6 protein-coding genes are annotated in these 17,360 nt (G+C 38.3%); 3 read left to right on the top strand and 3 right to left on the bottom strand.

Going from position 1 to position 17,360, the window contains the following annotated elements; genetic code table 11:
- Window positions 1-816: 816 nt before the first annotated feature.
- Window positions 817-2,808 (top strand): AarF/ABC1/UbiB kinase family protein, encoded by a 1,992-nt coding sequence (locus H6G25_RS18215; RefSeq protein ID WP_190393711.1) that lies wholly within the window; start codon window positions 817-819, stop codon window positions 2,806-2,808.
- A gap of 147 nt (window positions 2,809-2,955) precedes the next feature.
- Here the strand turns inward: H6G25_RS18215 and H6G25_RS18210 are convergent, their stop codons facing one another.
- Entirely contained in the window at window positions 2,956-5,988 is a 3,033-nt protein-coding gene (locus tag H6G25_RS18210; RefSeq protein WP_190393710.1) for a valine--tRNA ligase, read from the bottom strand.
- A gap of 236 nt (window positions 5,989-6,224) precedes the next feature.
- Here H6G25_RS18210 and H6G25_RS18205 point away from each other — a divergent pair, with 236 nt between their 5' ends.
- Window positions 6,225-8,501 (top strand): DUF1796 family putative cysteine peptidase, encoded by a 2,277-nt coding sequence (locus H6G25_RS18205; RefSeq protein ID WP_190393709.1) that lies wholly within the window; start codon window positions 6,225-6,227, stop codon window positions 8,499-8,501.
- Between the two features lie 158 nt (window positions 8,502-8,659).
- On the opposite strand, the gene H6G25_RS18200 is transcribed toward H6G25_RS18205, so the two are convergent.
- A complete protein-coding gene (locus H6G25_RS18200) occupies window positions 8,660-11,866 on the bottom strand; it encodes a glycoside hydrolase family 15 protein (protein ID WP_190393708.1) in 3,207 nt (1,068 codons plus the stop codon).
- Window positions 11,867-12,471: 605 nt separating this feature from the next.
- Between H6G25_RS18200 and ppc the strand changes: the two genes are divergently transcribed.
- Window positions 12,472-15,483, top strand: a complete 3,012-nt coding sequence (gene ppc / locus H6G25_RS18195; RefSeq protein WP_190393713.1) for a phosphoenolpyruvate carboxylase — start codon at window positions 12,472-12,474, stop codon at window positions 15,481-15,483.
- 198 nt (window positions 15,484-15,681) lie between these two features.
- Here the strand turns inward: ppc and H6G25_RS18190 are convergent, their stop codons facing one another.
- Window positions 15,682-16,773 carry a T3SS effector HopA1 family protein gene (locus tag H6G25_RS18190; protein ID WP_190393707.1) on the bottom strand — a complete coding sequence of 364 codons (1,092 nt, stop codon included), beginning with the start codon at window positions 16,771-16,773 and terminating at the stop codon, window positions 15,682-15,684.
- Between the last annotated feature and the right edge of the window lie 587 nt (window positions 16,774-17,360).

Genomic DNA, 17,360 nt, shown 5'->3' with positions numbered 1-17,360 from the left:
AATAATAATCTTAGTAATTCAAAACTCTATATATATGGGCGCACTATTTCCCACCAATAACATCATCATACCCGAAACTCAAAACACTGTCAAGTCCCTTGGCTGAAATTACCGAAACTCGTGAAATTATTGACAAAATTCTCAATATTCATGAGAATAGACCCCTGTTTATTGAGAAAGTTCTTTTTTCCTAAAATCTTATATAAATAACTTATATCCCTATAACAAAATATCCAAATTATTTAATCAATCTTGTAATTTCAGAATTTGTGGTTATTATTTCCCTACTGCGGAGATTTATTTTGGAAATAATAATCTTAGTAATTCAAAACTCTATATATATGGGCGCAGTATTTCCCACCAATAACATCATCATACCCGAAACTCAAAACACTGTCAAGTCCCTTGGCTGAAATTACCAAAACTCGTGAAATTATTGACAAAATTCTCAATATTCATGAGAATAGACCCCTGTTTATTGAGAAAGTGATTTTTTCCCAAAATCTTATATAAATAACTTATATCTCTAGAACAAAATATCCAAATTATTTAATCAATCTTCTAATTTAAAAAGAGACTTGCAAATAAAAAAGTCCCAAATTTAGATAAAAACCTCTATATTTCTCTTTTCTCCGCCTCCTCTGCTGCTCTGCGAGAGCAAAAAACTACTATCATAATCTTCTTAATCGTAATGTATCAAATTAAGACTCGCTGTAGCTTACAAAAACATAAAATATAATAATTGACAAAAATATTTCTAAAAGACAAGATATTGTTACAATATTTAACAACGTTGATTTAACTGGTGGCTTCTTCATGATGGTTAAGACACTTCCCCCTAGTTCTCGAACAATTCAGGAGGACAGTCGCGGAGGCGAATTGTCCGTAATTGAAGTCATAGCGGAAAAAAGTGCAGAGACTTTAGTAATCAAGTCAGCGGAAGTCTCCAGACAGCCGAGACATAAGCCGCGAGTGACAACAGGATCTGAACCAGAGACAGTGCTGTATGATCCTGTGGAAATACAAGAACAATATAGTGGACGATTTCTGCAAGTTTTAGGGCGGATTTTGACGGTTCTTAAACCAACAATTTCCTTTGCATTTGGCTTATGGTGGGATAAGCAATGGGGAATTTTGGTAAAAAATGAACAACGTCGCGCCATTCAACTCAGAAAATTATTAACAAAACTCGGTCCGGCTTACATTAAAATCGGTCAAGCTTTATCTACCAGACCAGATTTAGTTCCACCAGTTTATTTAGAAGAATTAACTAAACTGCAAGATCAATTACCGGCTTTTCCTAATGAAATAGCTTACCAGTTTATAGAAGAAGAACTAGGAGCGCCACCGGGAGAAATTTATGCAGAATTATCTGCTCAACCCATTGCGGCTGCTTCCTTGGGACAGGTATATAAAGGAAAATTGAAAACTGGGGAAGAGGTAGCGATTAAAGTTCAACGTCCAGATTTACGGGAACGAATTACTATAGATTTGTATATTTTACGAAATCTGGCTGGTTGGGTACAGCGCAAAGTCAAGCGGGTGCGTAGTGATTTAGTCGGGATTTTAGATGAATTGGGCGATCGCATTTTTGAAGAAATGGATTATATTCATGAAGGGGAAAATGCCGAACGCTTTTTTGAGTTATATGGTAACATGAAGGATATTTATGTACCAAAAATTTACTGGGAATACACCAACCGTCGGGTTTTAACGATGGAATGGATTAACGGTTTAAAATTAACTCAACCAGAAAAAATTGCGGCTTTAGGAATCAATGCGCGGTATTTAATTGAAATTGGTGTTCAGTGTTCCTTGCGTCAATTATTAGAACATGGATTTTTCCATGCTGACCCCCACCCAGGTAACTTGTTAGCTACTATGGATGGTAAATTAGCTTATCTTGATTTTGGGATGATGAGCGAAGTTAAACCAGCCCAACGTTATGGTTTAATTGAGGCAATTGTTCATGTTGTTAACCGAGAATTTGATAGTTTAGCAAAGGACTATGTAAAGCTAGAATTTCTGACTCCAGAAACGGACCTTACCCCTATTGTTCCGGCTTTTGCTAAGGTATTTGCTAACGCGGAAGGTGCAAGTGTAGCGGATTTGAATATTAAAAGTATTACCGATGATTTATCGGCTTTAATGTATGAATATCCTTTCCGTGTTCCACCTTATTACGCTTTAATTATTCGTTCTCTTGTCACTTTAGAAGGAATTGCAATTTATATAGATCCCAACTTCAAAGTTCTCAGCGAAGCCTATCCTTATGTTGCTAAACGGTTATTAACAGACCCCGCAGATGAATTAAGAACATCATTAAAAGAGTTACTTTTTAAAGATGGTAAATTCCGCTGGAATCGTTTGGAAAACTTGTTAAAAAATGCCCGCAGCAACCAGGAATATGATCTTAACTTAGTCCTCAATCAAGGAGTAGAATTTCTTGCTTCAGAACGCGGTTCATTTATTCGTGATAGATTAGTTGATGAATTTTTCAATAGTGTAGATGCTGTTAGTAAAAATGCTTTACATAACTTCACCTATATACTCCGAGAAAGGGTAGGATTAACAGCAGTAAATCAAATCCCATCAGCAACAGTTGAACAACAACAAACCTTAGAATATATTAAACGCATTGCTGGTATTCTGCGAGAAACTAAAGGTTTTGATGCTACTAAAATAGCCCCGCAATTAGCCCAAATCATGGTTAATCCAGGAGTGCAGCGTTTAGGTCAACAAATTGCTAATCGCGTCACTCAAAAAGCCGTAACTCGGATAATTCGGGAATTATTAGCATCTGAATAATGTCTAAGAGAACTCCACAAAAAAGATGAACTGCTTGCAGCAGCGCCTCGCTATCCAATCTTCGCTCCAGCAATCCTTGTATTATTAGCGGGCTTTTCGGCCCGCACCACAAGAAATTTTTGGGTATTTTTTTAATTGGAAGTCTCTTCACCCAGATAATGTCTCAAGACGTAGACGTAAAATTTCTGCTTGTTTTTGTGCTTCTAATAAAGTCTCCCTGGCAGTTTGTACCACATCTGCGGGAGCTTTATCCACAAATTTAGAATTGCTTAATCTAGCAGTCAAAGATTGGGCTTCGGCTTGGGCTTTTTGCAAAGCTTTCTCCAATTTAGCTCGCACAACTTCAATATCTACAACTCCTTTTAAGGGAATTACTACCTGTACAGTACCGACAACACCCGCAATGGAATTTTCTTTTTCATTCTCGGTTACTGTTGGTAAAACTTGTGGTTCAGTTGGTGTTTCACTAGCTGGAAAATATTTTGCAAATAACTCTTTTCTTGTTTCAGCATTGAGTAAATAGCGGAAAGCAAACCAACCGACATAACCCAAACCAATTAGTTCAAAACTAGTGCCAAAAATGGGAATATCTAACGCAGTATTTGCCACAAATAAAGCTACTCGCAAAGCGATAAACCCAAGAATAATTAAAGCAACGGTCGTGATTCCACCCCAATATTTACTATCTTCAACTGGTGGAGTTTCTGCGGGAATCACAATAGGATTATTATCAACAATTGTCAATGTTTCAACTTTGGCTAAATCCTGAATATAAGCCTGTCCCGCAGTGAGAATAAACCTTTCATTTTCGCTTTCACTTTGCAAATTTGCAGTAATTTTTACCCCTGGTTTAATATCTGCTTCTGCTCGTAAATTGCGAATTGTGCGAATTGTGTCAATTAATAAATTAAACTGGGTTTCCAATGCTGAATCAATCAGATGATAATCGGGTTCAGGATAGGATTGTAAAGGTAACAGTTGGGGATTTTCCGCTGGTTGTTGGGTGAGAGTTTGCCAGATTTCTTCAGTAATATGAGGCATAAAGGGATGTAATAATTTTAAAATCCCTTCTAAAACATAAGCGATGATTTGTTGGGCAATTTTGCGAGATATAGGGTCTGCATCTTTCTGTAATCTGGATTTTACTAACTCAATATACCAATCACAGAAATCACCCCAAATAAATTCATAAAGTCCCTTTGCTGCTTCTCCTAAACCATAATTATCAATGTCATGATTTGTTTGTTTAACAACTTGGTTAAAACGGGAAAGAATCCACCTATCACTTAATTCTGTGGTAACTGGTTGACCTAATTGGGCTGGAGTTTGTCCGTCCAAATTCATCATTACAAATCGGGCTGCATTCCACAATTTATTGGCAAAATTGCGAGAAGCTTCTACCGAAATAGATTCATCTTTTTTCCGGTCATATTCTAAACGAATATCTTGACCAGCGCCAGCAACTTCCTTAATTAAGGTGTACCGTAAAGCGTCCGTTCCATATTTGGAAATCAACAATAAAGGATCAATACCATTATTTGCAGATTTCGACATTTTCTTATTATTTTCATCCCGAACTAAACCATGAATATACACAGTTTTAAAGGGCATTTTCCCAGTAAAATGTGTACCCATCATTGTCATTCTTGCTACCCAGAAAAAGATAATATCAAAACCAGTCACTAGGGTAGTAGTCGGGTAATATGTGGCTAGGTCTTCCGTTTCTTCCGGCCAACCTAAAGTTGAAAATGGCCACAGTCCCGAAGAAAACCAAGTATCTAAAACATCGGGGTCTTGTATTAATTGGACATCTTCCCCAAATTGGATTTTAGCTTTTTCTAAGGCTTCTGCTTCATTCCGGGCGACAAAATAAGGAGTTGTATCCGTAATTTCCCCTTCAGTTTCGCTAATAGCATACCAAGCGGGGATTTGATGCCCCCACCACAATTGACGAGAAATACACCAATCACGTAGATTTACCAACCAATCACGATAAACTTTAGTCCAACGTTGGGGGACTATTTCCGGGGAATCTTGGGTATCGAGGAAATCTAAGGTTTTATCAGCCAGAGGGCGGATTTTGACAAACCACTGGGTAGAAAGGAGCGGTTCAACAGGGACTTTACCGCGATCGCTATAAGGTACTGTATGTTTATATTCTTCAACTTTAACTAAAACGCCTTCAATTTCTAACCTAGCGACCAAGTTTTTACGAGCAACAAAGCGGTCTTGACCTTGAAAATCCCCCGCATTTTCATTCAGTGTACCGTCCTTATTCATAATATTAATGAACGGTAAATCATGACGTTTACCCATTTCAAAATCATTAGGGTCATGGGCTGGAGTCACTTTAACACAACCCGTCCCAAAGGTCGCGTCCACCAATTCATCACCAATAATGGGTATTTCTCGGTTCATCATCGGTAAAGTTACGGTCTTACCAATCAGATGTTTATACCTATCATCATTGGGGTTAACTGCCACTCCCGTATCACCTAACATAGTTTCTGGGCGAGTTGTCGCCACTTCCAGAAAACCAGAACCGTCACTGAGGGGATAACGGAAGTACCATAAATTACCATTTACCTCTTTAGGTTCTACTTCCAAATCAGATACAGCCGAACCCGAAGCAGGACACCAATTGACTAAATAGTTACTACGGTGAATTAAACCCTCTTCATGGAGACGAATAAACGCTTCTAAAACAGCCTTTGATAAACCCTCATCTAAAGTAAAGCGTTCCCTAGTCCAGTCTACAGATACCCCTAACCGTTTTAACTGATTAATAATTGTACCACCAGATTCCGCCTTCCATTGCCAAGCCCGTTCTAGGAACTTTTCCCGTCCCAAATCATGACGAGTTTTCCCCTCGGCCTTGAGTTGTTTTTCTAGAATCGTTTGCACTGCTATACTAGCGTGGTCAGTTCCCGGCAACCAGAGGGTATTGCGTCCTTTCATGCGGTGGTAACGCACCAGGGTGTCAATGATAGCTCCTTCAAAGGCGTGACCCATGTGTAAACTACCAGTAACATTAGGTGGAGGGATAACAACGCAGTAGGGTTCACCTTTGTGGTTGGGGTCGGCCTTGTAAACCTGGTTATCTTCCCAGAATTTTTGCCATTTGGCTTCTGTGGAGAAAGCTTCGTAAAGACTAGGGAGATTAGGAATAGTTACAGTCATGTTGAGAATAATAGAATAATAATTCTATGACAACTTTACTAAATTTTGCCACAGGCTTAAAAAATCTTTGTGATTGAGTTGGCGAATTTGACCAGTAGGGTTAATTAATTGACAACCTGGGTAATTTTCTACATATTTTTCATCCTCGCTAGGTGTGATACGTGATATTCTGTCAAAGTATCTGCAAGGATTCAGCCTTTCCATAAAGTATTGTATCCCTACATCAGCAAAAACCCATGTATCAATTCCAGGTTACTGCATATACACAAGCTGGTGAATCCATTGGTATCGTCGGTTCTACTCCCGAATTGGGATTGTGGGACATTACCAAATGTGTTCATCTCCGTACCAGTGGCGATTGCTATCCTTTATGGTGGACAGATCAAGAAATTAATTTTCAGCCGTCTTTGGCCTTAAATAATTACCAAAGAGTCGAATATAAGTATGTACGCATTGATGCTAAAGGACATGGACAATGGGAAGCTATGGGTGCAAACCGCTGGCTACCAATTAACCCTGAAGAACAGTCCGGTACTATTGTTGTCGATGATGGTGCTTATGGTTATTTACAACCTTATGCCTTTGGTTATTTCAGAGATTTTACTGACAATAAAGCCCTAAAAAAAGAGTCGGGCGGTCTGGACAGTTTGAAAATTGTGGTGATTGGCAGTTCTGTAGCCTTGGGACATAAAGCTTGGTTATTGAAAGGCTGGGCTTGGCTGTTAGCACAGGATTTACAACAAAAATATGGGCATCAAGTCATAAATTTATCAGAGTCAGGCGCAAATGTCAGTAGAACCATCGCCAGATTTGCCTCAGTAGTTACCCCAGAAAAACCAGATGTAGTAATTATTGCTTTATCGTTGGGTAACGAAGGGTTAGCCTATTGTTCTCCTCACGAAAGAAGGGCAGTACAGCGACGGTTTGAAAGTGGTTTGCAGCAGTTGGTAAAAATGACCCGGACACTGGGCGCACGTCCAATTTTAGGGGGAGTATATCCCCATGGTGATTATTCCCCCGAACATGATTGGCTGTTGAAGGATACCCACAACCGAATGTTAAATTGGGGTGTACCGATTTTGGATTGGTTAGCAGCAGTAGATAACGGTCATGGACGTTGGCAAGAGGGGACATCTTTTGACCCGTCTCATCCTAATACCATCGGGCATCGGCTAATGTATGAGGCAATAGACCTAAGCCTGTTCCAAATTGACAAAGACGAATTAACAAAAGAAAAACAACGCTTTTGGCAACCGAACGAAGTTCCTATCTACCTTGATAATGCAGGTTTCTATGTCTGTGCCTCTATGGAGGAGAAGAGTTTGCGGGTTAGAAATCCATCAAAATATAATTATACTATCGCTCCCTATTGGCAAGAATTACAAACTGGTCTGCAAAATCAGGCGGGATTAATCCCAGGTATTTACATTGCTAAGTTGTTATCCCTAAATGCCGAGAAAGGAATACTGCCTTTCTTTGCTGTGCAAGAGAATGGAACTATTTCCACAACTGTTAATATTCCCCCTGGTGCTGACCTGGAATATCACGCCGCTTTCCATCTCTTTGCTCCGAATAACTCCCAAGTTTTGTTTTATGATGGGCATCTGGGAATTTTACAACAAGATGAATATCACATCTGGATTATCAACGAATCAGATAATGAATACAATATCCAGCCGATGTGGCCAGAGATACGCAAAGCATTAAAAGCTATGCCGTCAGGTGTATACGAAGATCCTTTTTATCCTGATGCACCTTTTCGGACAATGATGATTGGTCAGGATGGCTTGGAAAGTCGGGTAAAAGCACCACCCAAATCAGCGGTATTTTTGCAATATAAATGCAAATTAGCAGAAATTAGTCGGGTGGCGATTCTGCCTTTGGGCGATCGCTGTGCGGTGCGAATGTTATTGTATAAGATGGAATACGACGGTCCGGCTTTTCCTTTTGATTTGACTCGCACTACCAAAATTGCAGATATTGCAGATATCATTGAAAATGGTTTTTATGATATGTGGAATCCTCATTTGCTGCATTACAATTCCGAGGAACGCAGAATTTACCACAGTAAATGGGGGGGATTATCTTTTGCCCATGAAGTCGAAGATACGGAAGACCCTGTTAATGATATGTCTCCCGTTTATGAAAGGATGCGGGTTCGTTATACGGCACGTTCTGAAAGATTTTGGTACGCACTCCAGCACTGTGACGAGGTGCTTTTTGTCCGTACGGGTATTGCTGACCGAGGTGGAGTAATTGATTTACTTAATAAACTGGAAAAACAATGTCAAGGTAAGCCGTTTCAATTGTTGATTCTTTCTCCCCAATCTTCTGATGAGTTCTCAAATCTGCCTCATGTATTGCATTACAATTTTGAGTTTAATCCTGATCGAATGTATGATGATTTGGGGCATTGGATGTACTGTACAGATGTAATGCGGGGGATTTTAGAATCTTTGGGTGTGTCGAGTAAAAACCTGTTTTGGTGTCCACCAAATCCGCCGAAGAACTAACTAAATACGGCGTTGCTGAAACCAGGTATGAATTTAGGTGTAGAGACGAGAATCCCTGCATGAGGAACGTCTCTACAATATTTTTCGGAGATGTCTATTAAAAACTTTTCAAACATCCTCTCACAGACAACTTTTTCAGCAAGCCCTATTTAATCATATCAAATATCTTTCACAAACTCCGTTAAGAATCTAAAGGCCTTCAAAATATAATTAGCGCAATCTTGAGGAGAACTATTATAAAATGATGGCCAGGCATGAGCTTTATCTTCATCATAATTATCTTGACGATGGGGATGATTTTCTAACCACGCTAACCGCACTGCGTGACCGATTAACACATCTAAAACGATATATTCTTCAATTTGCAAGTTCGGGTTATTAGCCACGATTGTAGCCAATTCCATCAGGGCTTCTACATTGACTTGACGATATTCAGGGGCTTCAATTTTATTCAGTAAATGTTCAACCAATAAAGCAAAATTTCTTTCTCCTGCGGTCATTTCTGAAAGCATAATTTCACTTTCTAAACGATTCCGTCGTTCTAATTTATCACCAATAACTACACCTTTGCAATGCTGCATTAATAGCCAAACTTGTTTAAAAAAGTTCTTGGGTACACGATTTAATGCGCCTTCTGCTTGACGAAATCTGCGCCAACCATGGGGAGGAACTTCTATTTCTTCACTATTTACAGGTAACACAACCCAAGCGATATCACTTTCTTTTTGTTTGACGTGCAATGATTCCTGTTGACGCAATAAATTACTTACACCACTATATCCGGTTAACACTTGACGCAAACGCATTTTCACTTCAAAAGGTGATAACTCCATTAATTTTTCATAAGCTTCATCTTGGGTGAGATTAAATTCTCTAGCTATTTCGCTAGTAATTAAAAGAATCAGATAACCGACTCTTAATGTGATAAAACCGCGAAATAATTTTGGTTCAGATTTGATTAAAACACCAAGATAAATGAGAATTTCTTGTGTTAAAACCCGGTCGCGGATATCCTCACGACAGAAGTTATTGATTTTCTCAGCAATTTCATTTGCAGACATGGGAACAACCATCAAAGAAGCCTGACTATAAGCCCTCCCGACTGCAATTTGCTTTCCTTGTACCAAAATACTCGTTACCGCGTCTGATAAGCCAATATCAAGCATTTGACGTAAACCCGCAGCCCGTCGTACCACCGCCCAAATCCCTAAATCGCCGGCTTTGTTGTAAACTTCATCCAGTAAATCAGCTACAGTGACTTTATGATTTGGACCTCCATAACCTGTATTAAATTCTAAACCCTGTAAGCGACTTAATGTTTGCAGTAATTCAATCTGCTCATAAATATTTTCCGATGAACGCAAATATTGTAATAATAAATTTAAGTTGGTTTCGCATTCCATTTTAAATTCTTGAGTATGTCCCAAGGACCAACTTTTTTCTAAATGGGAAGTCAGATAATTACAACGAATTTTTTGATTAATTACTGATGATTGAGATAATGTTATATCTGACAAAAAATCAATTTTTTGAATTGCGGCTGTCAGCATTAATTGATTTAATTTTCCTAATTTTACCTGCACTCCATGACAAATACCATCTTTGAGTTCTTGCATTAATTCTAATAGTGCTTCTGCACCAGTTTCTAGCATTGTCCGAGTAATCATTAAGGTCAAAGTCGGACGACCTAAATCACTCCAATATTTTTGAATATAAGCTAATTCTCCTCTAATTTGATCTACTAAAAAGTGATAATCAAGAGTTAGATAAAATTGCTGAGAATCTAAAAATGATGGTAAAAATACAACTGTTTGATCTTGAATTTTAAAAAATCTTGATGTCGTTAAACTTCTCAGTCTTCGCAGGGGACGACCTGTTAAACCTAATTGATCATTTCTACCAATTTGGGTGTAAATTTGCGAAAGTTCTTCAGATTTTCTAACTTGAATCGGTGCTAATTGGTTAGGTGTTTGGGTTTCAATTCCATATATTTCTAACTGATTTTGTAATTCTTCATCTTCGGCTATTAAAGCAATTTGTACTAAGGAATTGCGTTTTTTCCCTATGCTTAAATGTCTACCTAAAGGATCAATATCTCCCAAGGAAATTAAACCCTCGCTTAACATTTCTCCCAAATAATATAGACTTTGCGCCCAAACTAAGGGAATATTTTCGTTAGGTAATCTTAATTGAGTTTGGGGATTTAATTTTTCTGCTTCTATATTTTCTTCAGGAATATAATACAGTTCTGGTAATAGTTGTAATCCATTTTGTTCTACCAATAGTGATTTTAAAAGTTGTTGATATTTCTCAACTTGTGTTTGTTCACCGCGAAATAAACCATCAAGAACTAAATAAGTGAAAAATAATGGCCACTCACATTCAATATGTTCAAATTCTTTCAATTCACCAGGTTCATAATGTAAACGTTCGGTGTCTTCTAAAACTGTTTGATGTCCATCTCTTAAAAAGCGTTTACAGCCATATTTTCCGGCTAATTTACTCACAATCTCTTTAAAGGTTCGCTCTCGTAATTTATCATCTTCGACAGCAAAAGCGGGATAACTAATAATGCTTAATAACGCCCCATCAATTTCTTTAGAACCTGATTCTCTGGGTAATAATGATTCTAAGGTGATTCTTGCTCTCGCAATTTCATCTGGTAAAACGTGAATTACTGAGGTTTGACTACCATAAACACCAAATAAATTGAGTCCATTTACTGCTTCTAAAGCTGCTTTAGCCATTCCCAAAGAACTGGCGTTTAATTCTGCATTACCATGATTAATTTTATTACCCCGTTCCCAAATTCCAAAATCTGGTGTCCGGTAAGCTCTACCAATATAATAAACTAGATTTTGAACAAAGTTAACTTCATCTAATGTAAAAATAATTGATAATCCACTGGCGGTCATTTCTGCTAACATTAACAAGAAAATAGATGTAGCGTCAAGTTGTAAATGTCCCCATTCATCATCACCAACTACAATATCACCTGTGGATGTATTGTATTTAGCGTGAAGTCCATCTAATAAGGATTGTGTATATTTAAATTTCTCTACTTTATGAGCTTGTCGCATCATAGCGAATAACAAACCCCGCATTAATTTGACTACGCTATGTTCTAGTTCATAAGTGCGACCACCATCACTATCTAATTTGCGATATGCTAAAGCTAAACCCCAAACCGCTAATATACTATACACATTATCTCGCACCCAAGCATCTGTATAATCACCATGAGCGGTTACAGCGGTACTCGCAGGTAATAAACCAGTGATGGGATTTTGACGCGCTAAAATAATTGTTTTGATTTCTTGATAATAAAAGTCTAAGCGGGTTGTTAATGTGGTAGATATGTTCATTATGCTGATGATAAACTGGTAAAAAATTTAACTTTGTTGGTGTCCGGTGAATGAATAAAAAAATGGCGTTGCTGACTCAGGGTATGAATTTTAGTCTCACGCAAAGGCGCAAAGACGCAAAGGTAAGAGTTTTAAAGGTTCAATTCGGGAATTTCATAGTTCCCTGTTCCCTGTCCCCTGTTCCCTGTTCCCTGTAATGAATAAAAAAACGGCGTTGCTGACTCAGGGTATGAATTTTAGTCTCACGCAAAGGCGCAAAGACGCAAAGGTAAGAGTTTTAAAGGTTCAATTTGGGAATTTCATAGTTCCCTGTTCCCTGTCCCCTGTATTGTATTCTAGTTCCCATGGTTTGAGTCAGTGACAACAGGGTAAATATTCTGAAAATAGCTTTTCTCCTGTTTGCTGTTGAGTGCAGGCGAACTTTATCTTAAAATGATGAGTAGGCATTTAGCGAAGTGGTTTATTCAAATTACCTCTTCCTATTGAAAATAAACCAAAAGCAGTTAAAAGTAAAATTAACCTGTGAGTAGTTCCTAAAAAAGCTAACAGCTTAATATTGGATACTCAAAACAAGGTAGATTAGACATTTTGAGTATCTTATGAGTATGATCAAAAGTATGAAAGCTGAAAATATTGATTCTCCGGTGCTACACTCGGAATTATTCTTACGTCACCGTCTACAAGTAGTAGAGGAATTGTGGGAAACGGTTCTCCGGCAAGAATGTGGTCAGGAAATGGTAGATTTATTACGTCAACTGCGGAATCTCTGTTCCCCGGAAGGACAAGCCACACATCACCAAGCCGCCTCAGCCGTAGAATTGATTGAACAATTGAATATCAATGAGGCTATTCGCGCCGCCCGTGCTTTTGCGCTCTATTTTCAGCTAATTAATATTATTGAGCAGGAATACGAGCAAAAACAGCAATTAACCCGCTATGCAATTCAACCTGAACAAAAACTTTTTCCCAGTATCATTTATACTACTAACCAACGGGAGGAAGATGTACTGATTACGAAAGAAGTAGGTAGCGATTTAATGACACCGGAAACTCAGCAAAAAGGCAGTTTTGCGGCTTTATTTCCCCTATTATTTCAGTTGAATGTTCCCCCACAACAAATTCAACGCCTGATTTCTCAACTGGATATCCGCTTGGTTTTCACCGCACACCCGACGGAAATTGTCCGTCATACTATCCGAGATAAACAGCGTCAGGTGGTACATCTTCTACAAAAAATGGATGATAGCATAAGTCATGCTGGTAGTTATCCTTGGGAAACAGCAGAAATCAAAGAGAGGTTACTGGAAGAAATTCGTCTCTGGTGGCGTACGGATGAGTTGCATCAGTTCAAACCGACGGTTTTAGATGAAGTAGACTATGCCCTTCACTACTTTCAAGAGGTTTTATTTGATGGGATTACACAATTATATAAACGCTTTAAATACTCCCTAGAGGAAACTTTTCCCTGGTTACAACCACCAGGGACAAATTTCTGCTCCTTTGGTTCTTGGGTAGGTTCAGACCGAGATGGTAATCCCTCCGTGACACCAGAAGTAACATGGAAAACCGCCTGTTATCAACGGAAAATGGTTTTAGACCGGTATATTAAATCTGTGAAAGAGTTGATAACATTACTGAGCGTGTCTATGCAGTGGAGTGATGTATTGCCAGATTTACTGGAATCTCTGGAGTTAGATCAGTCACAGTTAAGTAGCGTTTATGACTCTTTAGCTTTAAGGTTTCGTCAAGAGCCTTATCGTTTAAAGTTATCTTATATACTGAAAAGACTAGAAAATACACGAGATCGAAATTTAGCCTTATATAATCGAGAAACGCCGCAAAATGAAGATGCACATAAGTACCGGTCCGGTACAGAATTTTTAGCGGAATTGTTATTAATTCAACGCAACTTGCGGGAAACAGGTTTAAGTTGTCGAGAGTTAGAAAATCTGATTTGTCAAGTAGAAATATTTGACTTTAATCTCACACAATTAGATATTCGTCAAGAATCTTCTCGTCATGCTGACGCAATTAATGAAATTCTGGAATATTTGCAGCTTTTACCGCAATCTTACCATGAATTATCCGAAGAACAGAGAATAGCTTGGTTAACCGCAGAATTGCAAACTCGTAGACCATTGATTCCCGCTGAATTACCATTTTCCGAAAAAACCAATGATGTTATTCAAACCTTCCGCATTTTGCGATCGCTGCAACAGGAATTTGGTATCAATATCTGTCAAACTTATATTATTAGTATGTGCCGGGAAGTCAGCGACGTACTAGAAGTTTTACTATTAGCCAAAGAATCAACCTTATTTGACCCTGTACTTGCGGTGGGGACAATTCGCGTTGTGCCTCTATTTGAAACCGTAGAAGATTTACAACGTTCCAGAAGTGTAATGCGACAACTGTTTGAACTGCCTTTGTATCGTGCTATGCTGGCTGGAGGCTACGCTGCAATTAACAATACAGAAGCACAAACAAATCCATCTATTGCTACACTCAGTCCTAACTTACAGGAGGTAATGCTAGGGTATTCTGATAGTAATAAAGACTCTGGTTTTTTAAGTAGTAACTGGGAAATTCATAAAGCCCAAAAATCACTCCAGAAAATTGCTGAAAGTTATGGTGTAAATCTGCGGATTTTCCACGGACGCGGGGGGTCTGTAGGTCGCGGTGGCGGTCCTGCTTATGAAGCAATTTTAGCCCAACCGGGTAACAGTATTAGCGGCCGGATCAAAATCACCGAACAAGGGGAAGTATTAGCTTCTAAATACTCCTTATTAGATTTAGCCTTATATCACTTAGAGACTATCACCACAGCAGTAATTCAAGCGAGTTTATTGGGGACAGGGTTTGATGATATTGAACCTTGGAATGAGATCATGGAAGAATTAGCTCATGCTTCTCGTCAGCACTATCGTAACCTAATTTATGAGCAACCTGATTTTATTGACTTCTTTCACCAGGTTACACCCATAGAAGAAATCAGCCAATTACAAATTAGTTCTCGTCCGGCCCGTCGTCCATCTGGTAAAAAAGATTTAAGCAGTTTACGAGCTATCCCATGGGTATTTAGTTGGACACAAACCCGCTTCTTATTACCTTCTTGGTATGGAATTGGTACAGCTTTACAAAAATTTCTGGACGAAGAACCAGAACAACATTTGAAATTACTGCGCTATTTTTACCTCAAGTGGCCATTCTTTAAAATGGTGATTTCTAAAGCAGAAATGACTTTAGCAAAAGTGGACATGGAAATGGCACGTCATTATGTCAATGAATTATCTAACCCTGAAGACAAAACTAGATTTGAGAATGTGTTTGAACAAATTTCTCGGGAATTTTTCCTCACTAGAGATTTAGTTTTAAAAATCACCGGACACGAAAAACTCTTAGATGGTGATCCAATTTTACAACGTTCTGTACAATTAAGAAATGGCACAATTGTCCCTTTAGGATTTATCCAAGTTTCCCTCTTAAAACGCCTACGTCAGTCGAAAAATGCACCTACAACTGGTGTAATTCACTCTCGTTACAGCAAAGGAGAATTACTCAGAGGTGCATTATTAACCATTAACGGTATTGCAGCCGGAATGAGAAATACTGGTTGATACAATACAATAAGGAAGAGACAGAAATTTTCATTCTATTTCTTCCTTTGCTCCTTTGCGCGAAACAAAAGCTCTCCTTCCCATACAGAGTATGGAAAGGAATTACTTAATGCTCTGCCTTCATTGATACTAAGTTATGGAGGCAGAGCCTCTAGGTAGCATTCCCAGTCGGAGACTGGGAACGAGAAAACGAAGAAGTTAGTCCAAAACATGATAAATATCATCAGAATTAGCATTCAAATAAACTCGTTGTAAATCAATTCCCAAAGTAGAAAATTGCTCACAAATAGCTTGCATTCTTCCCTGAATTGAATTATCTCCTTGATACCAAGCTTTTAATAAGCCATTGGCCACAATTTGACAACGATTCATACCAAAACTTTCTTTTTCAGCAAACTTTTGATCTGGTTCTTCAGCTAAACCTAACCCTGGTGCAAGCAGCATTGTAAATAGAGGAATTTCTGAATGAAAATGTACTTTATTTTCTTGATAAACAACCTGCAAAACTTGCCTAACTGCTTGATAATCCCTTTTATCAAAATACAAAACTCCTGAATCATGTCGTCCATAATCTTGAGGATTATACAAAACTTTGAAACTAAAAGGAATTGCTAAATTATTCAATCCCTGTGTTAAATTACCCATCACCTCTACCGCACCTTGAGGAGTTAAATTAAAATAAATTCGTACAGTTATAGGGTGAGAGTTACTATCATCAATAGGAGCAAATCCCTGATTACCAACAGCCATATAAAAACCATTTTGGACTCGATTTTTTGGTAAAAGAATTGCTACTACATCACCAGTTACAGGCAATTTTTCAAGGTTTTTTAAATGTTTATCGGGCTGAATATGTAACCTTAAACCGCCCTTAGTTACTGCTAGACTACCATCAATTTCTTCTTTAATTACAGCCCAACCAGAATCAAAATACCCTTCTCCACAGTTACTTTTGTGCAACTGTTCATAAAATCCCAAATCTACCCCTAAAACAGTATTATTTTCTAAGTCTAGAGCTAAGTTATTTTCTTCTCCATCTAATGCTAGTGCAGTTTGCATCGAACCGTTATAATAAATGCCATAAATAAAACTTCGCAGTTGTAAACTCAGATATTTCTGCTGCATTTTGGTAGGCATTTTTTGGAAACGTTCAATTACTGCACTTGGTAATTCCAAGGGTTTATAATCAGGATGACAGATGGAAAAATTCGGTTTAATCTCAACTTTCTCAACAATATTTTCGAGAACTTCTAATAATTGTCCAGTGGCGGTATTTTCTAGTAATTGCATAATCTTTATGAGGAACAGAACGACTGAAACAGCGGAACTATGAAAACGATTTAATTCAACAGCAGCAGATCCAAAAATAGTTGGTATTGATTGTAAAGTACGATTTAATAAAGTTTTAGCAACTTGAAGGATGACAATTGACTTGAATCTGTTGAATTAAAGTAAATCCTGTAAACTGTACCGCTGCAAAAAATCAGGACGGTGTTCTAAAATTGCGGGAAAGGTCTTTAAAATGAAGTGCGGAATGTCGGTTCTAAGCATGGTCTTAATCTATTGGAAGTTATCACTTACGTATTTTTCTCTTTTTCTGTGGTAATGTGTATTTTTTTAGCTAAAATGGGATTTTCAAAGCCTCTCCCCGCCATTTACAGAGGTTTCCGCTCTTATGAGATACTTCATTTGCCCCCTGCACCCCTCTCAATCCCCCCCGCTGCAGGGGGAAGAAAAGGATAAACTTTTGATATTGGAGGGGGTTGGGGGTGGGGTTCTTGTACCTCATAACATCGGGAAGTGCTGTATACATTAAAAACTTTCCCCTCCCCTTGCTAAGGGGAGGGTTAGGGTGGGGTATAATTTATGTATTTAGG

Origin of the sequence: Dolichospermum sp. FACHB-1091 (assembly GCF_014697585.1) — a bacterium.
Classification (GTDB): Bacteria; Cyanobacteriota; Cyanobacteriia; order Cyanobacteriales; family Nostocaceae; genus Dolichospermum.
This window is presented reverse-complemented; position numbering and strand designations above follow the sequence as displayed.